The sequence below is a fragment of the Nocardia yamanashiensis NBRC 100130 genome (assembly GCF_001613325.1).
Classification (GTDB): Bacteria; Actinomycetota; Actinomycetes; order Mycobacteriales; family Mycobacteriaceae; genus Nocardia; species Nocardia yamanashiensis.
In genome coordinates, this window is record NZ_BDCD01000016.1 from 116,522 (window position 1) to 136,188 (window position 19,667).

Consider the following 19,667-nt stretch of genomic DNA (forward strand, 5'->3'; position numbering starts at 1 on the left):
CGATTCGTACACGCGAAGGAGACCCACCGGTGAATGTCGGCACGGCAGTGGAACCCAGCACGACGGACGCGATCGCGGATGCCGGCCTCGGCGCCCTACGCGAACTCGTCGGCGTCACCTTCCGCCTGCGCGACCACTACGAGGTGGGCCGCGAGAAGGTTCGCGAATTCGCCCGCGCCACCCGCAACGAGCACCCCGTGCACCTGGACGAATCGGCCGCCGCCGCACACGGATACCCCGGCCTGCTGGCCCCGCCCACCTTCGTGGCCCTGCTCGGCGGCGCCGCCCAGGCGGCCCTGGCCGTCCGGCTCGGCGACTGCGATCTCACCAGCGCGGTGCAAACCGGCCAGGTACTCGACTACCACCGCCCCGTCGTCGTCGGCGACCGCCTGACCAGCAACATCTCCGTGCACTCGGTCCGCGCGGCGTTCGGCGGCCTGCTGCTGGACGTCAGCAACAAGGTCACCGACCGGCACGGCGAACCCCTGATCACCGCCCACACCAGCTTCATCGCCCGCCCCGGCGCCGGACCCGACCTGACCGCACTGGAATCCACCGTCCTGCGGCACGGCGTCCTGACCGACCCGGCCCCGCTCGCCGACCGCATGCCTCCCGCGCGCACGAATCCCGCCGCACCCGAACACCATCGGCCCCGCGGCCGCAAGCGCACCGAAGTGCGCGCCGGCGATCCGCTGCCGTCCCGCGAATACCACCTCACCCTCGGCGACCTGGTCCATTACGCGGGCCTGTCCGGCGACCCCAACCCCATCCACTGGCACGAACCCGCGACCGCGCTGGTGGGCCTGGGCCCCGGCGTGATCGCCCACGGCATGCTCGTCATGAGCCTCGGCGCGGGCTACCTCTCCGGCTGGCTGGGCGATCCGGCCGCCATTCGCCAGTACAGCGTCCGGCTGTCGAGCCCGGTCGAAATCCAGCCGGGCACAGCCGCTTCGGTGGAATTCAACGGCCGCATCGTCGCCGCCCACCACGACAGCGGCACCGCCACCATCTCCCTCACCGCAACCCAGCACGGCCGCCGCATCTTCGGCCGCGCCACCGCCCTGGTCCGCCTCGCCTGACCTCCTGCCGCGGCCGGGCCGCATGCCGCTTCGCGGAGCCGCGTGGCCGCCACCCGGCGGCCACGAAGGTCAGGCCACCACCACCGCCGCGATCGGGGCGGTGGTGGGCTGTGCGGAGCCGCCGTCGGGTTCTACGGACAGGGCGAGGGTGCGCGCCGCGTCGAGGCGGATCAGGAGTGGGGAACGGTCGGTGGGAAGGGTCGGGAGCACGCCCGCCGAACGTGGCTGCCCGCCTTCGGGTATCAGCCACAGCTGGTAGGTCTGCCCGGCCGGTGCGGTCGGGACCGCGTCGAAAGTTACTACGGCGGAGTCCAATTCGAGGGAGAAGACCACCGAGGCGGTGCCGCCGCCTGTTACCGGTGTTGCCGCGGAGCGGACATCGCCGTGGGTGAGGACCTGCTGGGCGGTGACGGCGGTCGAATCCGGTTGCCGCACAGCGTTGATCACGGCCACTCCGGCCAATGCCAGTATCGCGACGAGGGCGGCGGCGGCCAAGCCGAGCATTCGGGGAGGGATCCGGCACAGGGGAGTGACGGGAGCCGGGGCGGTGATGCCCAGTTGTCGGTCCAGGGCGTGCTGGATGCGGCTCTCCAAGTCCGGTGGCGCGTCGCGGGCGTCGAGCACGGTCAGGTCGGCCAGGGTGTCGCGGATGGCGCGGACGGTGCGGCGGAACGAATCGGCCTCGGCGGATTCGGCTCGGTCCAGGAGGGATTCGAGCTGGGCGCGGTCGGAGGCGGTGAGGGCGTCGAGGGCGTAGGGGTACGCGTGCTCGAGGAGGTCGGAGTCGGCGGGCAGTTCAGACATCGGTCACCGATCCTGTCAAGCAGTTCTGTAAGCGTTTGAGGCCGTCGCGAATTCTTGTTTTGACGGTGTTGAGGGGAATGCCCAGGTGTGCGGCGACTTCGGCGTAGGTGCGGCCGCCGTAGTAGGCCAGGGCCAGGGTTTCGCGCTGGGTGGCGGTGAGGACTTCGAGGCAGTCGACGACGGCGCGTTCGTCGGAGCGCTGGCCGACGGTTTCGGCGACGATATCGTGATCGCGGCCCAGATGCCGATGCCCGTAGGCGAGATCGCGGCTGGTCGCCGACGCTTCGACGCGCACCCGGTCCACCGAGCGGCGATGGGTGAGCATCATGAGCCAGCCCATCGGCCCGGCCAGTGCCGCGTCGTAGCTGCCGGCCGCGTTCCACACGTGGATGTAGACCTCTTGGGTGATCTCCTCCGCTGACGCCGGGCGGCGCAGCACCCGCAGCGCCAGCCCGAACACCCGATGGTGGGTGGCGCGATAGAACTCGGTGAAGGCATCGCGGTCACCCTCGGCGATCGCGGCCAGCAGCCGGATCAGCCGCCGGGCGTCCTCCGGATCCACCCGGGGCCGGGTCGCCGGACAGGACGGGCCGGTCGTCTCGTCCGCCGATGCGTCGAGGCCGACCGGAAACCCGCGTTGTTCGTCCGCCATGGTGGTGTGTCTCCGTGGGTAGGGGTTGCTCGGCGATGGCCCGGAGAGCGCGGCTGCTCCGGAGGCTAGCGGCGGATGCGGGTTCATGGGCGCCGATTCCCCGGTCCGGCCCCCCGGCGTGCTGAGCGCATACCTCGATTTCGATACGCCACCCGCCAGGGTTTGGCCTGAGCGCCGGATTCTTTTCCGGCCGTCCGCCCGCCCCGGAAACTTCCGGATTCGGCCAAACCCCCGCCCGGGGCAGCGCGAAACCCATTCAGCGCTCATCGGATACGTACCCGAGCGCACGGGCAGATTTCCTGCTGCCCGCCGCGCACCGGCGGTCGTTCATCCCCGACCCGACGGCCACCGGTGCGCGGCCCCTTCCCCGATGCCCGAAACGCCCGTTCGCGTGACCGGGCACGCCCTCGTCAAGGAGACATACGACATGAATTCGACGCAGCGCACCGTCCGGACCTCGGCGCCCCGCGCGCTCGCGGCCGCACTCGCGGTGACCGCGGCCGTGCTCGGCCTGACCGCCTGCTCGGACGACAAATCCAGTACCGATGTCACCACCACGGTGAGCACCGGCGCCACCACCAAGGCCGAGGCCGCCGCGAACCTGGTCGGCCCCGGCTGCAAGAGCTACGCCGAGCAGGTGCCCACCGGCGCGGGCTCGGTGGCCGGCATGGCGCAGGATCCGGTCGCGGTGGCGGCCTCCAACAATCCGCTGCTGAAGACCCTGGTGTCGGCGGTCTCCGGGCAATTGAACCCGCAGGTGAATCTGGTCGACACCCTGAACGGCGGGCAGTTCACCGTGTTCGCCCCGGTCGATTCGGCCTTCGCGAAGATCCCGGCCGCCACCATCGACGGCCTGAAGACCGATTCCGCGACGCTCACCAAGATCCTCACCTATCACGTGGTGCCCGGCCGCATCGCACCCGACAAGATCGCCGGCACCCACAAGACCGTCGAAGGCGCGGACGTGAAGGTGACTCGCACCGGCGACGACATCAAGGTCGCCGACGCCGCGGTGATCTGCGGCGGCGTCCAGACCGCCAATGCCACCGTCTATCTCATCGACACCGTGCTGATGCCGCCCGCCTGACCGGCATCCGCCGCCGCCCGGACCTCATGGATTCCCATACCCCGCAACAATTCAGGAGCCGCGAGATGGTCGTCGATGCCCTGCCCCGCGTGGTCGCCGAATCATCTTGTCCCACCGGGAATCCCGACGGTCCGGAGCTGACCGCCCGGCTCACCGCCCTGGTGGCGGCGGTGGGCGCGGGCGACCGCGACGCCTTCACCGAGCTGTATCGCCTGACCAGCAACCGGGTCTACGGCCTGGCCCTGCGCATGCTGCGCAATCGCGGCACCGCCGAGGAGATCACCCAGGAGGTGTACCTCCAGGCTTGGACGCTGGCCGCCCGCTATGACGCGCACCTGTCCGGTCCGGTGGGCTGGCTGCTCATGCTGACCCATCGCCGCGCCGTCGACCGCATCCGCTCCGAACGCGCCGCCGCCAACCGCGAATTCACCTATGGCCGCACCTATTCCGTCCGCGACCACGACACGGTCCTGGAGTCGGTGCAACAACGACTGGACGAAGACGCCGTCCGGCACTGCCTGGACCGCCTCACCCGCCTGCAACGCGACGCCGTCGTGCTCGCCTACTACGGCGGCCACACCTACGCCGAGATCGCCGATCAGCTGGGCACCCCGGTCTCGACCGTCAAAACCCGTATCCGAGACGGCCTCCGGCGCTTGGCCGTCTGCCTCAACGGAAGCGAACTACGATGACCGCCGCCGCCGGACATCCCGAACCGGACCTGGTAGAACTCGCGTTTCCGTACGCCCTCGATGCCCTCACCCCGGCCGAACGCGCCGCCGTCCGGCAGCGCCGCAACCACGCCGACCGCTGCGCGGCAGCCGAGTTCGACGCCACCGTCGCCGCGCTGCTCGACACGCTCGCCGAAATCGCCGTGGCGGACCGTGTTTCGCCGCCGCCCGGGCTGGAGGATCGGATCCAGCACGCCATCGACCGAATGCTCGGCGCGGCGCTGGACCGGGGTGCGAGCGGCGCCCGGGAGCCGACCCGATGGCGCGTGCGCCGCTGCATCGCCTGGCGCCGCAGGCCGCACTGAACCTCGAAATGGCTGGAGTGACTGTGCCGCAGAAGAATTCGACGAACACACCGCCCGTGCGCTGGGCAGCGGCACTGGCCGGTGTCCTGGCAGCGGCCACGGTGCTCGGTGTCGGCCATCTGGCCGCCGCTTTGGTGGACCCCGCCGCCTCACCCTTCTACGCCCTCGGCGCAACGGTGGTCGATCACACCCCACACGCTCTCAAAGACGCCGCGATCCGCCGATTCGGCAGCCACGACAAAGACGCACTGTTCGTATCCATGGCCGTCGTCATGCTCGCGGGCGCACTGCTGATCGGTCTGCTCGAACGCCGACGTCCACTGGGCAGCGCACTACTGGCAGCGCTGGGCGCGTTGACTGCGGCGGCCGCACTACAACGCCCCACCGCCACCCCGCTCTTCGCCCTTCCCGCACTGGCAGGCACGATCGCAGGCATCGCGGTGCTGCGAATCCTCGTAACCAGAGCGCCCCGGAGCCACGAATCCGTGGTCCCCACAGCAGAACTGGCCGAACACTCGCGGCGGCGCTTCTTGCTACTGGCGGCTGGAGCCGGCGCGGTGGTGGCTGCGGCGACCACGACCGGGCGGTTGCTGGCCACTCGCCTGCACGACGTGGCCGCCAATCGATCTCGGTTCCTCCTGCCTCGCGTCGCGGCGGCCCCCACCGTCGCGGGCGTGGAACTGCCGGTGGACGGCATCACCCCGTTCCAGACCGCGTCGCGGGACTTCTACCGGGTCGACACGGCGCTGAGCCTGCCCGCCGTGCTCAGCTCGGAGTGGACCCTGCGCATCCACGGAATGACCGACCGGACAGTGGAATTCGACTTCGATCGGCTGCGCGACCGCACTCCGGTCGAACGGATGATCACGCTGACGTGCGTGTCGAACGAGGTCGGCGGGCAACTCGCCGGAACGGCCCGCTGGCTCGGCTACCCGCTCGCCGAACTGCTGTCGGAAGCGGGCATCCATCCCGACGCCGATATGTTGCTGTCCCGCAGTTCGGACGGATTCACCGCGGGGACACCACTTTCGGCGATCTTCGACGGCCGTGACGCGCTGCTGGCCATCGGCATGAACGGCGAACCGCTACCGGTCGAACACGGCTATCCCGCCCGGCTGGTGATCCCCGGCCTCTACGGCTACGTATCGGCCACCAAGTGGGTGGTCGACCTGGAAATCACCCGCTTCGATCAGGCCCGCGCCTACTGGACCGAACGCCGATGGGCCGACCGTGCGCCGATCAAGACCGCCGCCCGCATCGACGTCCCCGCCGCGTTCGCCACCGTGGACGCCGGCCCGGTCACCGTCGCCGGGGTGGCCTGGGCGCAACGCCGCGGCATCGAACGCGTCGAGGTGCAGGTGGACGAACAACCCTGGCAGCAGGCCACTCTCGCCGCCGAATACAGCATCGACACCTGGCGGCAGTGGGTATGGCAGTGGCAGGCCACACCCGGCACCCACACCCTGCGGGTGCGCGCCACCGATCACACCGGCGCGACGCAGACCGACGTCCGCGCCGCCCCGTTCCCCAACGGTTCCAGCGGCTGGCACAACCGCGTCGTCACCGTCCGCTGAACGACCCGGTCAGGTCCACTTCCAGTCCGCCACCACCGGAATGTCCTCACCGTGCTCGCGAGTCCAGGCGCGAGCCTGCCAGCGGGCGTCGACCATCTCCTGCCGCAGCCCCGCTGCTTTCTCGCGCAGGCTCGGCACCCGGTCGATCACATCCATGACCAGGTGATAGCGGTCCAGATCGTTCAGCATCACCATGTCGAAAGGCGTTGTGGTGGTGCCTTTCTCCTTGTACCCGCGCACATGCAGCTCGTCATGGTTGGTACGCCGGTAGGTGAGCCGGTGCACCAGCCACGGATACCCGTGGAAGGCGAAGATGACCGGGCGGTCACGGGTGAACAGATTGTCGAATTCGCTGTCGGGCAGACCGTGCGGATGTTCCTCGCCCGGCAGCAGCCGCATGAGATCGACGACATTGACGACGCGGACCCGGAGTTCGGGCAGCCGCTCGCGCAGAATCTTGGCCGCCGCCAGGGTTTCCAGGGTCGGCACGTCGCCGGCGCACGCCAGCACCACATCGGGGGGTGGTGCCTTCCTCGTCGTTGTTGCCCGCCCACGGCCAGATGCCGATGCCGCGCGCACAGTGCACGGCGGCGTCCTCCGCCGAAAGCCATGATTCCTGCGGCTGTTTGCCCGCCACCACCACGTTCACGTAGTGCCGCGACCGCAGGCAGTGATCGTAGGTGGACAGCAGCGTATTGGCGTCCGGCGGCAGATACACGCGCACGATCTCGGGCTTCTTGTTGAGCACCACGTCCAGGAAGCCGGGATCCTGATGGGTGAACCCATTGTGGTCCTGCCGCCAGACATGCGACGAGAGCAGGTAATTCAGGCTCGCGATGGGCCGCCGCCACGCCACCGCCGAACTGGCGTCCAGCCATTTGGCGTGCTGGTTGAACATGGCGTCGACAATGTGGATGAAGGCTTCGTAGCAGGTGAAGACGCCGTGGCGGCCGGTCAGCAGATAGCCCTCCAGCAGCCCCTGGCACATGTGCTCCGACAGCACCTCGATGACCCGGCCGGTGCGGTCGAGCTTCACGTCGTATTCGCCGATCTCGGCCTGCCAGTCGCGGCCGGTGACTTCGAGAATGTCCTGTAATCGGTTGCTGGCCAGCTCATCCGGCGCGAAGGTGAGGAAGTTGTCGGGGTTGATCCGGGTGACCTCGCGCAGCCAACTGCCCAGCACCCGGGTGGCCTCGTGCTTCACCGAGCCCGGGACCAGCACCTCGACCGCGGAATCGCGCCAGTCGGGCAGGCGCAGATCACGCAGCAGCAGACCGCCATTGGCGACGGGGTTGGCGCTCATACGGCGATCGGCGGCGGGCGGGAAGTCGCGCAGCTCCGCGACCGGGCGGCCGTCGGACTCGAAAAGTTCTTGCGGCCGATACGATTTCAGCCACTGCTCCAGCACCGCGCGATGCTCGGCATTGCCGCGCGCCGACGGCAGCGGCACCTGATGCGCGCGGAAAGTGCCCTCCACCTGTTCCCCGTCCACCACCGGCGGGCAGGTCCAGCCCTTGGGGGTGCGCATGACGATCATCGGCCAGCCGGCTCGCTCCTGCGACCCGTCCGCCCGAGCCGCGCGCTGAATCTCGGCGATCCGATCGAGGCAGTCGTCCATGGCGCGTGCCATATCCTGGTGCACGACACTCGGATCCGATCCGGCCACGATGATCGGCTCGTACCCGTACCCGCGCAGCAGCGAGATCAGCTCGGCTTCCGGAATCCGCGCCAGCACAGTCGGATTGGCGATTTTGTACTCGTTGAGCGCGAGGATCGGGAGCACCGCCCCGTCCCGGCCCGGGTTCAGGAACTTGTTGGCGTGCCAGCTGCCCGCCAGCGGCCCGGTCTCGGCCTCGCCGTCGCCGATCACGCAGAAGACGGTCAGGCTCGGATTGTCCAGGGCCGCACCGAAAGCGTGCAGCAGCGAGTACCCCAGCTCGCCGCCCTCGTGGAAGGACCCCGGCGTCTCGGGCGCGCAATGGCTGGGCACGCCGCCGGGGTAGGAGAACTGCGCGAACAATTCCCGCATGCCCTCGCCGTCGCGGGGAATGTGGCTGTACAGCTCCGAATAGGTGCCCTCCAGCCATCCGCAGGCATTGGGCCCCGGTCCGCCGTGCCCCGGCCCGGCCACGAACACCGCGTTCAGATCCCGGGCCCGGATGACGCGATTGGCATGCGCCCACACCAGATTCAGCCCTGGCACGGTGCCGAAATGTCCGAGCAGCCGTGGTTTGATGTGCTCGGCTGCCAGAGGTTCGCGCAGCAGCGGATTGGCCAGCAGATAGATCTGCCCCACCGCCAGATAGTTGGCCGCCCGCCACCAGGCGTCGAGGGTGGCGAGTTCGCCCGGCGTGAGCGGCCCGGCGGCCGATTCCAGCCGGTACCCGCGCGGTGCGATGGTGTCCCCGCCGGCGCCGCCGATATTGTCCGCCGACGTATCGTCCTGCGACCCGTTGGTCGCGGCCTCGCTCGTAGTGCTCACGGCTCACCCTTTCGCGCGTCCGACTCGTGCGTGGAATGTCTGCGATGTCGTGCTTTTCCGGGCTGCGGCCCACGATACGGGAACTCGCCGATCGGTCTCCGCACCGCTTCCCCGGGTCGCCCCTTCCGGCCGTTCCCACGATCGGTTCCGGGAAACGCCGGGGCGGGTCGCGCGAAAGGGACAGAAGGTATTCCGGCCGGGCCGGGCGCGGGTCTAGTATCGCCCAATGACGGTCGGCACTGACCTGCCCAAACCCAACACTCTCTTCGATCTCGACGTCTGGCTGCATCGCTGGCCCGCGAGCGTCTACGCCACCGAACTGCACTTCGGCGTACTCGTTTTCACCGGTCGCGACCTGTTCGACGCCCGAGATGTCGAAATCGCCCAGCGCACCTACCCCGGGCGGCGAATCCTGCTCAACGACACCGGGAAACTCGAGGTGCATCCGGCGGGGGAGGGACCGCCCCGTTCCATCTTCGATCCCTCCCATCCGTTGCGCGTCGCGCTGCACTAGCGCGCTACGGGCGCCACCGCGATCGGCGGGATCGCCCGGACGCATTCGGTCGCGCCCGGCTCACCGGTGCGGATGAAGTTGCCGATCACGCCGATCACGCAACCGCTGGGCTCCAGATCCGGCACGTGGCCGGTGTTCGGGACCGAGATGAACGTGGCGTGCGGGAAGCGCGCGGCGGCCAGCTTGCCGTTGGAGTCCGGGGTGATCGCGTCCAGGTCGCCGGACAGCACCAGCACGGGCACGTTCGGCATGGCTTCGGTCATGTCGTGCGGTCGCGTGGCAGTGGTGGCGGGCCAGTCCAGGCAGGCGTCACCGCCGTCACGCTGTCCCGCGGCGAAACCGGCCGCGCTGAACGCCCCGAGCTCACCGGCTGCGGCAATAGCGGCGTCGTACTGCTCACGGCGCTGCGCCGCGTCCGCGTTCGGGGACCAGATGGTCGGATAGTCATTGCAGGTGATGGTGAGATACGCGCCGATGTTCTCGTACGCGGCCTGCCCGGCGATCAGCTCGGCCCACTGCCGTAGCCCGGTGTCGTCACCGGTCGCCGCACCGCGCAGCGCCGCCGGCAGCAGACCCAGCGGGGTCATGGCCGTGGGATCCGCGCCCACGTTCGAGGTCGCCGCCTCGAACACCCAGGTGGCCAGCTTGGCCTCGGTCAACGCGAAGGGCCGCGGGCTGGTGAACTCGAGCGGCGTGGTGCGCAGGCGCGCCGCCACGGTGCGCAGGTCGGCGACCGCCTGATTGCCGTCGCACACCCCGCTGCGCTCGCAGATGCGTTGCAGCGCAAGCGATACCGCCTCGGCGTTCGGGCGCGCCAGCCGATCCGCGTCGGCGGGGTACGCGCCGGTCAGCACCATCGACTGCACGGTGTCGGGGTGACGCTGCGCGTACACGGGCGTCAGATAGGTCCCGTAGGAGATGCCGTACAGCACCAGCTTCGGAATCTCGAGGTGCGCGCGCACCGCGTCGAAATCGTCGGCGGTGGCGGCCGAGGTGTATCCGGCGGCCTTGGGCCCGAGCGCGGTCGCGCAATCGGCGGCCATCTTGCGCTGCTGCTCACGGTTCCCGAACTGGTGATCGGCCTCGCTGCCACCGCATTCGAGGGGACCCGACAGCCCGGTCCCACGCGGGTCGATGAGCAGCAGATCGTGATCGGACAGCAGATCCCCGATCAGCTGCACCGCTTCCGGCGCATGCGAGATGAGCGGCACGCCCGGCCCACCCGGATTCGGGGTGATGGTCCCCGCCGTCGCCTTGCTCGCATCGCTGTGCCGGATCCGGGCATAGGCGACATCCACCTGCCCCAGCTCCGGCTGCCCCGCCACGATCGACCGCTGCACGGTCCCGCAGTCCACCTGATGCCCCGCCACGGTCGGGCACCACTCCGGCGTCGCCGCCTCGGTCCTCGCCCCACCGCACGCGGTGATCAATCCTGCGGTCACCGCGAGCGCCAGCAACAGTCCGGTCCGCCTCGCCGTCTTCTTCTTCATTCCGAAACGCCCTCTCTCGCAGGATCTTCGACCGGTCTCGCCGGACAACCAGAAGATTGCCGGGTCGACATCAAGACGACGGCAGGGCAATGACAAAGCAATGTAAGAATCCGCACGGACCCTTGCGCATGCCCGATCGCGCCGCGATTCGGGGCAGCGAGGTGACGCCCGTCACGAATCGCGCCGTCCGCCATCGAGATGGAGGCAATCTGCGGGCAACATTGACGCGTGAGCACCCCGACCGCAGCCGATGCCCCGACCGTCCTGGTCGTCGAAGACGATCCGAACGTCCGCAGCACCCTCGACATGCTGCTGCGCTTCGAGGGCTACCGCGTGGAGCTGGCCGCCGACGGCGTGGCAGCCCTGGACGCACTCGCCCGGCAGCGCCCCGACCTGGCCATCGTCGATGTCGTGATGCCGCGCCTGGACGGCCTGTCCCTGTGCCGGCAAGTGCGCCGCCGCGGCGACCACCTCCCGATCTTGGTGCTCACTGCTCGTCAGCAGAGCGGTGACCGCGTCGCCGGACTCGACGCCGGTGCGGACGACTACCTCGCCAAACCATTCGACACCGAAGAACTCCTGGCCCGCCTGCGCGCCCTGCTCCGCCGCAGCCGCTACGAAGCCGCACCGGCCCTGCTCACCGCAGGCGACCTCAGCCTGAACCCCGCCACCCGCCAGGTCTTTCGCGGCGCGCGCGAGCTCGACCTCACCAAAACCGAATTCGACGTCCTGGAACTCCTGCTCCGCAATGCGCGAATCGTGCTGTCCCGCAGCCAGATCTACGAACACATCTGGGGCTTCGACTTCGACACCGAATCCCGTTCCCTCGACGTCTACATCGGCTATCTGCGCCGCAAGACCGAGGAAGGCGGCGCGCCCCGCATCATCCACACCATCCGCAACGTCGGCTACACGGTGCGTGAATCATGATGCTGCGCACCAGGATCGCCGCGGTGGCGGTCGCGGTCACCATGCTGGCCATCGCCATCATTCTGGCCACCTCCTACCGTCACGCCCGGGAACTGGTGATCGAGCAGCTCGAACGCAGCCTCAGCGATCGCGCCGACGCCGTCGTGGCCGGGCTCAACAGCGGCGCGGTGCTGCCGCCGCGGCCCGACACCGTCGAACAGCTCGTGCGGCCGGACGGCAGCGTCAAGATGCTCACCCCCGGCGGTCGCCTGCTGCCGGTCACCGAGGCGGACCGCGATATCGCCCGCACCGGCGACGGCAGCGCGCGCGTGGCCGATCTCGAACTGTACGGCGACCCGTACGACATCGTCACCAGACCGGTCTCCGGCGGGGCGGTGATGGTCGGCCAGCACTACCGCGAATCCGCGCGCGTCGATCAGCAATTCCTGTGGCGCACAGCCGGAGTCACCATCGGCGCGGTCGCCCTGTCGGCACTGCTGGCCTGGCTGGCCATCGGCCGGATCCTGCGGCCGGTGCGCCGCCTGCTCACCGCCACCGAGCACATCGCCACCACCCGGGACCTCACCGCCGAACTGCCCGCCGCCGGGCGCGACGAAATCGGCAGGCTCACCACGAGTTTCGACACCATGCTGCGCGCGCTGCGGCAATCCCGCGCCCAGCAGCAGCGGCTGGTCCAGGACGCCGGTCACGAACTGCGCACCCCGCTCACCTCCATTCGGGGCAGCGCCGAACTGCTGCAGCGCGCCCGCGGGCGGCTCCCGGCCGAGGACGAGACCAAGGTGCTCACCACCCTGGTCGGGGAGATCCGCGCCCTGGACGAATTGGTCGGGGAGCTGGTCGAACTGGCGACCGACCAATACGCCGACGAGGAAGCGGTGCGCGTGGACCTGAGCGAGCTGGCCGGGGAATGCGCCCGCCGCTGCCGGCACCGCACCGAACGCGCCATCACCGTCGTCTCCGAGGCGCAGCTCCCCGTCCGCGCCCGCCCGAAAGCCCTCGCCCGCTGCGTGGACAACCTGCTGGGCAATGCGGTGAAGTTCAGCCCCGCCGGCACCCCCATCGAGATCCGCATCCACCGGACCCGGCTGTCGGTGCACGATCGCGGCCCCGGCATCGAACCCGGTTCGGTCACCGCCATTTTCGACCGCTTCCATCGCGCCCGCGAAGCCCAGGGCACCGCCGGCTCCGGCCTCGGCCTGGCCATCGTCGCCGATATCGTGGCCGCCCACCACGGCACCGTGTTCGCCGAACCCGGTCCGGGTGGCACCATCGGATTCGAACTCCCGCCCGATTCGCAGGCTTGACCTTGCCGCTACGGCAACCCCTACCGTTCGTGAAAGTGCCGGATACGACAACACGGAGACGATGCGCAATGGCCTGGTCCATCACCCAGGTGGCCCGCATGGCGGGCATCACCTCCCGCACCCTCCGGCACTACGACGAGATCGGACTACTGAAACCGGCCTGGATCGGTTCCAACGGCTACCGCCATTACGAGATCGAGCAACTGCTGCGACTCCAGCAGATCCTCGTGCTGCGCCGCCTGGACCTGAGCCTGGACGAGATCGCCGAAGTGCTGGCCGCCCAGCGCGACCCTTTGGACGCGCTGCGCGACCACCACAAACGGCTGCGCGTCCAAGCCGAATCCCTGGCCGCGGTGACCCGGACCGTCGAGCGCACCATCGCCGAACTGGAGGGAAACAGCGATATGACCAAGATCAGCCGACCGGAGAACCTGTTCGAAGGCTTCGACCACACGCAATACGACGACGAAGCCCGCGAACGCTGGCCCGAGGAATTCGAGCAATCCCAGGCGTACTGGGCCACCCTGACGCCCGCGGACATCGAACGCATGCAACGCGAGGTGACCGCCGCAATGGTTCGCATGGCCGAACTCATGGTCGCCAATGTGGACGTCGGCGATCCGGCGGTACAGGCCGAAATCGACCAGCACTACAAGGCGATCGCCACCGGCTGGAAGCCCACCCGTGAGGCGTACACCTGCATGGGTCAGATGTACGTCGACGACGAACGCTTCAAGGCCAACTACGACCGCATCGCCGAGGGCCTCGCCGAGTACTACCGCGACGCCATGGCGATCTACGCCGACGCCCACCTGAGCTGATCAGCTCTGGACGGAGTTCAGTGCACGGCTACCGGTTCGGTGGCTGCTCGATAGGCAGCCACCGCATCGGCGGTTTCCTTGCTGACCAGGTCGGCGTTGATATGCGCCCCGGCCATCGCACCCGCCGCCGCGGCATTGCCCACCTGTGCGCTCAGGTCGGTGACATTGCCCGCGGCCCACACTCCGGGCACCTCGGTCTTGCCGGTGAGGGCTTCCGCCGGGATGTATTCGCCTGCGCCGCTCGGGTGTTCGACGGGGTGCAGGCCGAGGCCCGCCAGCAGTCCGGCGCGCGCGACCATCCGTGTCGGCACCGCGAGTGCCGTGCGCGCGAACCGGGTTCCATCGGCCAGTCGTACGCCGGTCAGGCGGTCGTCCTCGGTCTCCACCGCGCTCACCGCCCCGGCGATCACCGGAATGCCCCGCGCCGCAAGCTGTTCCGCCTGCTCCTCGGTCGGCGGCGACATGGTGTGCTGGAAGAACACCACGTCCTCGCTCCACTGCCGGAACAGCAGCGCCAGGTGAATCGCCATGGGCCCGTTGCCGATCACGCCGATCGCGCGGTCGCGGACCTCCCACCCGTGGCAGTAGGGGCAGTGAATCGCGTCGCGGCCCCACCGTGCTTTCAGCCCGTCGATCTCGGGCAACTCGTCCACCAGGCCCGTGGTGACCAGCAGCCGTCGTGCGCGCACGGTCCGGCCGTCGGCCAGCGCCACGGTGAAACCGGCGCTCGCGTCGGCTGATTCGTGATCGGCGGTCGCGACGTGCCGTGGGGACTCGGCGGGTGCGAGTGGCCCGGCGGTCCGGTCGCCGCGGTGGGCCGCTACGACTTCGCCGTCGATGATGTGCCCGCCATATCCCCGCACTTCCTCCCGGCCGCGCGCCAGCAGCTCGCTGGGCGGCACGCCTTCCCGCGCGAACAAGCCGTGCACCCCGTCCGCGGGTGCGTTGCGCGGCTGCCCCGCATCGATCACCAGCACCGAGCGGCGCGCGCGAGCGAGCATCAGCGCTCCGTTCAGCCCTGCTGCTCCGCCACCGATAACCACCACGTCGTAACTGTCGTTCAGCTGTTCGGTCATCATGACCACCTCCTGTCGACCAAGGTGCTGCCCGATGGGCCGATTCGGCAATCTTTGTTGCCGATATGGCAAACTCTGCCTATGGACGACGAAACCGATCGGGCCCTCGACGGAGTCGGCCCGCGCCTGCGTGAGCTGCGGCGATCGCGGGAAACCACCCTGGCGGAGCTGTCCGCCGCGACCGGAATCTCGGTCAGCACGCTATCGCGGCTGGAATCCGGAGCGCGCCGCCCGACCCTCGAACAATTGCTGCCCCTGGCGCGGGCGCACGGGGTCACCCTCGATGAACTCGTGGACGCCCCGGCCACGGGCGACCCGCGCGTTCACCTGAAACCGGTCAAACGCGGCGGCATGACCATGCTGCCGCTGACGCGCCGAGCCGGCGGCATCCAGGCCTACAAGATCATCATTCCGGCGAGTTCCGGTCGCACCGAACCGAATCCGCAGGTGCACGAGGGCTACGAATGGCTCTACGTGCTGAACGGCCGCCTGCGGATGATCCTCGGCGCACACGATCTCGTGCTGGGCCCGGGCGAGGCCGCCGAATTCGATACCCGCGAACCGCACTGGTTCGGCGCGGCCGATTCCGAACCCGTCGAATTCCTCAGCCTCTTCGGCAAGCAGGGCGAACGCGCCCACGTGCGGGCGCGACCGCGCGGTGAGCGCTGACGCCGCCGGGGAATCGCGCGACGGTCCCGCAAGCCCCCGGTAATGCCCGAAATGCCGGTTGATACGTTGGCCTGGTGACCCGAGCGAGTGAAGAGGCGCCGACCGCCGCCGAGATGAGCAATGCCCCGGCTACCCAGGCCTACTACCTTCCCCTCGGCACGGTGGACGGGTACGAGCGTTTCCTCGCGACCGGATCGACCGTGAGCGTGTGGGCTCCGACCATGCAGCACGGCGCGCCGCCGTCGGCGCTGCTGGCCCGCGCGGTCGAGCGCTGCGAACCGCGGCCCGGAACCCGAGTCGCCCGCCTCACCATGGAGATCCTCGGCCCGATCCCGGTGTCGGAGATCGATGTCCGGGCCTGGATCGAACGGCCCGGCAAGCGCGTCGAGCTGGTCGCCGCCGAGATCGCCGCCACCCAGCCCGACGGCACCCGCCGCGTGGTGGCCACCGCCCGCGCCTGGCGCATCGCCACCGGCGAAACCGGCGAAGTGGCATTGACTTTCGATCCGCCGCTGCCGCCCGTGCCCGCGCGCGAGGTGATCGACTGGTCGGCCTTCCCGCCCGGCTGGGACGTCGGCTACGTGCGCTCGGTCGACATTCGCGATGCCGGTACCGGCGGGCGCGCCAGCTGGGTCCGTCCGCTCGTCGAGGTGGTCGAGGGCGAGGAGACCAGTCCGCTGGTGCGGGTGTTCTCGGTCGCGGATATCGCCAACGGCGTTGGCGCACAGCTGGATCCGATGCACTGGACCTTCCTCAACACCGACCTGACCGCCGACCTGTTCCGGCTCCCGGTCGGCGAGTGGATCGGCGTGGACGTGCAGACCTCCATCGGCCCGGACGGCGTCGGCATGTGCTCGACCGTGCTGCACGACGAGCAGGGCCCGATCGGCCGCCAGCTCCAGATTCTCGAAATCCGCGCGCGCGGCTGACTTTTCGCGCCCGCCGCGCGGAATTCGTCAGCGGGCTTGATGCGGGCGGCGGCGCACGGTCATGCCGTCCGCCACCGCGAGCACCAGGGTGGTGGTGTCGCTCGTATGCGCCCACCATCGATGCCGCACGCCGGCGGTGCAGTAGTAGGTGTCCCCGGCGTTCAGCACCAGCTCCTCATCGCCCGCCGCCACGGTGATCGACCCGTGCACCACGTAGATGATCTCGTCGTTGTCGTGCGTGAACTCCCGATCACCCCGGCTGACGCCGCCGGTGAATTCCAAAGCGCGCAGGTCTCTTTCGCCGTGCACCAGCGACCGCACCGACCCTTCGGCGGGCTCGGTCTGCGGTAGCCGCGTGTCCTCGTCCGCCCGCACGACGGGGGAGTGGTCGGCGTCGTCGCTGCCCGCCAGGAGTTCGGTCGCGGTGGTGCCCAGCGCATCGGCGATCCGTTGCAGGGACCGCAGGCTGGTATTGCTGCGCCCGTTCTCGAACTGACTCAGGAACGACTGCGACAGTTCCGCCTGCCCCGCCAATTGCGCGAGGGTCAGGCCGGCCGACAACCGCCGGGCGTGCACCACCTGACCCAGTCGTTGCCAGCGTCCGTGTTCCGCCGTGATGCTCACTCGTCCCCTTCCGCTGTGCGCCATTCTCGACGGCTCGCGCCCGGATCCCAGGGTTTGCCTCAGCCGGATTCGAACGCTTCCACTCGCGCCGATTCTACTGAATATTCACTATCGCTGAATATTTGGAGGTGCAGTGGAGCAGAACACGCTCAAGCGGCGGGGTATCGGTCTGATCGGCAGCGATCCCGAGCTCGCGTTCCCCGGTTACACCCTGTACGCGCCGCTGGCCGGGCGCGGCCGCGTGGACCTGGTCGATCTGAACGGTGACCTGGCGCATCGCTGGGAGCTGCCGTACCGGCCGGGCCGGCACGCGCGCCTGCTGCCGGACGGCACGCTCGCCTACAACGGGGCCACCCTCGAGATCGCGCCGCTGTTCGCCATGTGGCGCAAATACAGCGGCGGTTCGATGGGCGTCTACGCCCCGGACGGCACGCTGCTGCGCGAGCATCGCGACGACTACCAGCATCATGACGCCCACCACTACGACGACGGCCGCATCCTCTACACCGCCGTCGAACCGCTCTCCGGCGCGGAGGCGGAACGGATTCGCGGCGGCGTGCCCGGCACCGAAGCCGACGGCACCGTCTGGGCCGATGTCATTCGCGAGGTCGCCCCGGACGGCACCCAGCTGTGGGAATGGCGGGCCGCCTTGCACCTCGATCCCGCGGATCACGTGCTGCAGCCGCACTATTGGCGCGAACACTGGCCGCTGATCAACAGCGTGCACCCCCTGGACGAGCACACCGTGGTCGCCAGCCTGCGCAGCGTCTCCGCGGTCATCCTCATCGACCGCCGCACCGGCAAACCCACCACGCTCGCCGATCGCGCCACCGTGGCGCAACAGCATCACGCCACCCCGGTCGGCGACGGCAAGCTGCTGGTCTTCGACAACGGCACCTTCCGCACCGGCGAATCGGTGACCTACAGCCGGGTCATCGAAATCGACGCGGCCACCGGCGAACTCGGCTGGACCTACCAGGATTCGCCGCGCGAGGCGTTCTTCACGCCGTACATGGGCGGCGCGCAACGGCTCGCCAACGGCAATACCCTCATCACCGAGGCGGCCTTCGGGCGCATCTTCGAGGTGACGCCGGACCGCCGCATCTGCTGGGAGTACGTGGTGCCGTCCTTCACCGAATACCCGGACCCCGATACGGCACAGGTCTTTCCGGGCGTCTCGAACGCCATCTTCCGCGCCTACCGCTACGCCGCGTCCGAGATCCCGTGGCTGGGGGAGCGGTGACCACGGTTCACCCCGTCGACGAGATACCCTCCGCCGGTAGGGCTTTCGTCGCCGCCCTGCAACACCTCGCGGTCATGATCGCCATGCCGATCACCTCGGTGCTGCTGGTCACCCGCAGCCTGCACCTGGACGATTCGACCGCCCGCGCCCTGCTCAGCGCCACCCTGCTGTGCTCGGGCATCGGCACCATCCTGCAATCGATCGGCCGTTTCGGGCTCGGCGCCGGGCTGCCGTTCATCATGCTGCCCGGCGGCGCGGCGGTCGTGCTGTTCCTGCAGATCGCCCAGGAATCCGATCCGGCCACGGCCTCGGGCGCGGTCATTCTCACCGCGGTGCTCGGAATCCTGTTGGTGCCCATCGCCCGTCGCCTCGTCACGCGGATTCCCGCCGTGGTGATCGCGAGCATGGTGGTGGTCATCGGCGTGAACCTGGTGAAGGTCGCGGGCGGGCTCATCGCCACACCAGGGGATCAGCCGCCGGTGTCGGCGGTCGGGCTGGCCGCGGCGACCATTCTGGTGACCGTTCTCGCGCACCGTTTCCTGCCGGCCGGCTGGCGGCGGGTCTCGGTGCTGATCGGCATGATCGCCGGCACCGCACTGGCCGCCGCCATCGGCCAGTTCCATCTGCGTCCCGGCTCGGCGCTGGTGCAAGCGCCGACGCTGTTCCCTTTCGGCACACCGCATTTCGATATCCTCGCCGCCCTGCCGCTGATCATTTTCAGCATCGGTTCGATGGCCGAGGCGACCGGTCAGACGGTGCTCAACGCCAAGGTGGTCGGCAAGATCATCGACCCGGGACCGACGGTGGCCCGCACCATCCGCGGTGATGCGGTCACCTCCCTGCTGTCCGGTCCGCTGGGCGGCGCGACCATGGTCACCAGCGGTGAGAACATCGGCCTGATCCAGCTCACCGGCATCCGCAGCCGCTATGTCACCGCGCTGGCGGGCGGATTACTCGCCGTCGCCGCCTTTTTCGCCCCCATCGGCCGGCTGGTGAACTCGCTGCCCGGCCCGGTGGTCGGCGGCACCGCGGCCATCGCCTTCGCCATGATCATCGTTGCCGGCATCGGCATGTTCGACCGCCTGGACCTCACCGCCGACGGCGTCTTGATCACCGCCACCGCCGCCCTCACCGCGGGCCTGCTCCCGATCCTCACCCCCACCCTCTACAAATCCTTCCCCGCCGATCTGCGCCTGCTGCTCGGCAGCGGCGTCACCATGGCGGCCGTGGTCGGCGTGCTGGTTCACCTGCTGTTTGCCGCTCGCGTGTCGAAATCGGCGTGTCAGAATCCGGAATCCAGCAAAGAACCGGCGAACATGGGGACACCAGGCGAATAGAAACGCCCCCGTTCAG

Annotated in this window: 18 protein-coding genes and 1 pseudogene; 13 read left to right on the forward strand and 6 right to left on the reverse strand. The window is 69.3% G+C overall.

Annotated features, from left to right (window positions below; all coding sequences use genetic code 11):
• The first annotated feature begins 29 nt into the window (after positions 1-29).
• On the forward strand, positions 30-1,079 hold the full coding sequence (locus NY1_RS17225; RefSeq protein ID WP_084535049.1) for a fused (3R)-hydroxyacyl-ACP dehydratase subunits HadA/HadB: 1,050 nt from the start codon (positions 30-32) through the stop codon (positions 1,077-1,079).
• Positions 1,080-1,148: 69 nt separating this feature from the next.
• Here the strand turns inward: NY1_RS17225 and NY1_RS17230 are convergent, their stop codons facing one another.
• Both NY1_RS17230 and sigK (NY1_RS17235) read right to left on the reverse strand, forming a co-directional pair.
• Positions 1,149-1,883 carry an anti-sigma factor gene (locus NY1_RS17230; RefSeq protein WP_067713911.1) on the reverse strand — a complete coding sequence of 245 codons (735 nt, stop codon included), beginning with the start codon at positions 1,881-1,883 and terminating at the stop codon, positions 1,149-1,151.
• Positions 1,876-2,535 (reverse strand): ECF RNA polymerase sigma factor SigK, encoded by a 660-nt coding sequence (gene sigK, locus NY1_RS17235; protein WP_067713914.1) that lies wholly within the window; start codon positions 2,533-2,535, stop codon positions 1,876-1,878. The genes NY1_RS17230 and sigK (NY1_RS17235) overlap by 8 nt, the downstream gene beginning before the upstream one ends.
• 427 nt (positions 2,536-2,962) lie before the next feature.
• On the opposite strand from sigK (NY1_RS17235), the gene NY1_RS17240 reads away from it, so the two are divergent.
• From NY1_RS17240 to NY1_RS17255, 4 genes are all read left to right on the forward strand, one after another.
• The gene (locus NY1_RS17240) at positions 2,963-3,622 is read left to right on the forward strand and encodes a fasciclin domain-containing protein (protein ID WP_067714470.1); all 660 of its coding nucleotides are present in this window, start codon (positions 2,963-2,965) and stop codon (positions 3,620-3,622) included.
• A gap of 65 nt (positions 3,623-3,687) precedes the next feature.
• Complete coding sequence (gene sigK, locus NY1_RS17245; protein WP_067714473.1) at positions 3,688-4,314, forward strand: ECF RNA polymerase sigma factor SigK; 627 nt, start codon at positions 3,688-3,690, stop codon at positions 4,312-4,314.
• Entirely contained in the window at positions 4,311-4,658 is a 348-nt protein-coding gene (locus NY1_RS17250) for an RskA family anti-sigma factor (RefSeq protein WP_067713916.1), read from the forward strand. The genes sigK (NY1_RS17245) and NY1_RS17250 overlap by 4 nt, the downstream gene beginning before the upstream one ends.
• Positions 4,659-4,666: 8 nt before the next feature.
• The gene (locus tag NY1_RS17255) at positions 4,667-6,232 is read left to right on the forward strand and encodes a molybdopterin-dependent oxidoreductase (protein WP_084535084.1); all 1,566 of its coding nucleotides are present in this window, start codon (positions 4,667-4,669) and stop codon (positions 6,230-6,232) included.
• A 9-nt stretch (positions 6,233-6,241) separates the two neighbouring features.
• On the opposite strand, the pseudogene NY1_RS17260 reads toward NY1_RS17255, so the two are convergent.
• Positions 6,242-8,654 (reverse strand): annotated as a pseudogene (locus tag NY1_RS17260) (phosphoketolase family protein).
• 286 nt (positions 8,655-8,940) lie between these two features.
• On the opposite strand from NY1_RS17260, the gene NY1_RS17265 reads away from it, so the two are divergent.
• Positions 8,941-9,228: a hypothetical protein gene (locus tag NY1_RS17265; RefSeq protein ID WP_067713919.1), complete on the forward strand. Its 288-nt coding sequence runs from the start codon at positions 8,941-8,943 to the stop codon at positions 9,226-9,228.
• Here the strand turns inward: NY1_RS17265 and NY1_RS17270 are convergent.
• Positions 9,225-10,718, reverse strand: a complete 1,494-nt coding sequence (locus NY1_RS17270; protein ID WP_067713921.1) for an alpha/beta fold hydrolase — start codon at positions 10,716-10,718, stop codon at positions 9,225-9,227. The two genes, NY1_RS17265 and NY1_RS17270, sit on opposite strands and share 4 nt — an antisense overlap.
• A 228-nt stretch (positions 10,719-10,946) precedes the next feature.
• Here NY1_RS17270 and NY1_RS17275 point away from each other — a divergent pair, with 228 nt between their 5' ends.
• The 3 genes from NY1_RS17275 (at position 10,947) to NY1_RS17285 (ending at position 13,773) form a co-directional block, all read left to right on the forward strand.
• Complete coding sequence (locus NY1_RS17275; protein ID WP_267888420.1) at positions 10,947-11,648, forward strand: response regulator transcription factor; 702 nt, start codon at positions 10,947-10,949, stop codon at positions 11,646-11,648.
• Entirely contained in the window at positions 11,648-12,952 is a 1,305-nt protein-coding gene (locus NY1_RS17280) for a HAMP domain-containing sensor histidine kinase (RefSeq protein ID WP_067713925.1), read from the forward strand. Before NY1_RS17275 ends, NY1_RS17280 begins: the two co-directional genes overlap by 1 nt.
• Before the next feature lie 68 nt (positions 12,953-13,020).
• Positions 13,021-13,773 carry a MerR family transcriptional regulator gene (locus tag NY1_RS17285; RefSeq protein WP_067713927.1) on the forward strand — a complete coding sequence of 251 codons (753 nt, stop codon included), beginning with the start codon at positions 13,021-13,023 and terminating at the stop codon, positions 13,771-13,773.
• Between the two features lie 17 nt (positions 13,774-13,790).
• On the opposite strand, the gene NY1_RS17290 is transcribed toward NY1_RS17285, so the two are convergent.
• Positions 13,791-14,849 (reverse strand): NAD(P)/FAD-dependent oxidoreductase, encoded by a 1,059-nt coding sequence (locus tag NY1_RS17290; RefSeq protein ID WP_067714482.1) that lies wholly within the window; start codon positions 14,847-14,849, stop codon positions 13,791-13,793.
• A gap of 81 nt (positions 14,850-14,930) precedes the next feature.
• Here NY1_RS17290 and NY1_RS17295 point away from each other — a divergent pair, with 81 nt between their 5' ends.
• Both NY1_RS17295 and NY1_RS17300 read left to right on the forward strand, forming a co-directional pair.
• Positions 14,931-15,518, forward strand: a complete 588-nt coding sequence (locus NY1_RS17295) for a helix-turn-helix domain-containing protein (RefSeq protein WP_067713929.1) — start codon at positions 14,931-14,933, stop codon at positions 15,516-15,518.
• 113 nt (positions 15,519-15,631) lie between these two features.
• The gene (locus NY1_RS17300) at positions 15,632-16,447 is read left to right on the forward strand and encodes a thioesterase family protein (protein WP_067714485.1); all 816 of its coding nucleotides are present in this window, start codon (positions 15,632-15,634) and stop codon (positions 16,445-16,447) included.
• Positions 16,448-16,474: 27 nt separating this feature from the next.
• On the opposite strand, the gene NY1_RS17305 is transcribed toward NY1_RS17300, so the two are convergent.
• Positions 16,475-17,071: a helix-turn-helix domain-containing protein gene (locus NY1_RS17305; protein WP_218028378.1), complete on the reverse strand. Its 597-nt coding sequence runs from the start codon at positions 17,069-17,071 to the stop codon at positions 16,475-16,477.
• Positions 17,072-17,204: 133 nt separating this feature from the next.
• Between NY1_RS17305 and NY1_RS17310 the strand changes: the two genes are divergently transcribed.
• Both NY1_RS17310 and NY1_RS17315 read left to right on the forward strand, forming a co-directional pair.
• On the forward strand, positions 17,205-18,314 hold the full coding sequence (locus NY1_RS17310; protein WP_084535051.1) for an aryl-sulfate sulfotransferase: 1,110 nt from the start codon (positions 17,205-17,207) through the stop codon (positions 18,312-18,314).
• Positions 18,311-19,651 carry a uracil-xanthine permease family protein gene (locus tag NY1_RS17315; protein WP_067713936.1) on the forward strand — a complete coding sequence of 447 codons (1,341 nt, stop codon included), beginning with the start codon at positions 18,311-18,313 and terminating at the stop codon, positions 19,649-19,651. The genes NY1_RS17310 and NY1_RS17315 overlap by 4 nt, the downstream gene beginning before the upstream one ends.
• Positions 19,652-19,667 lie beyond the last annotated feature (16 nt).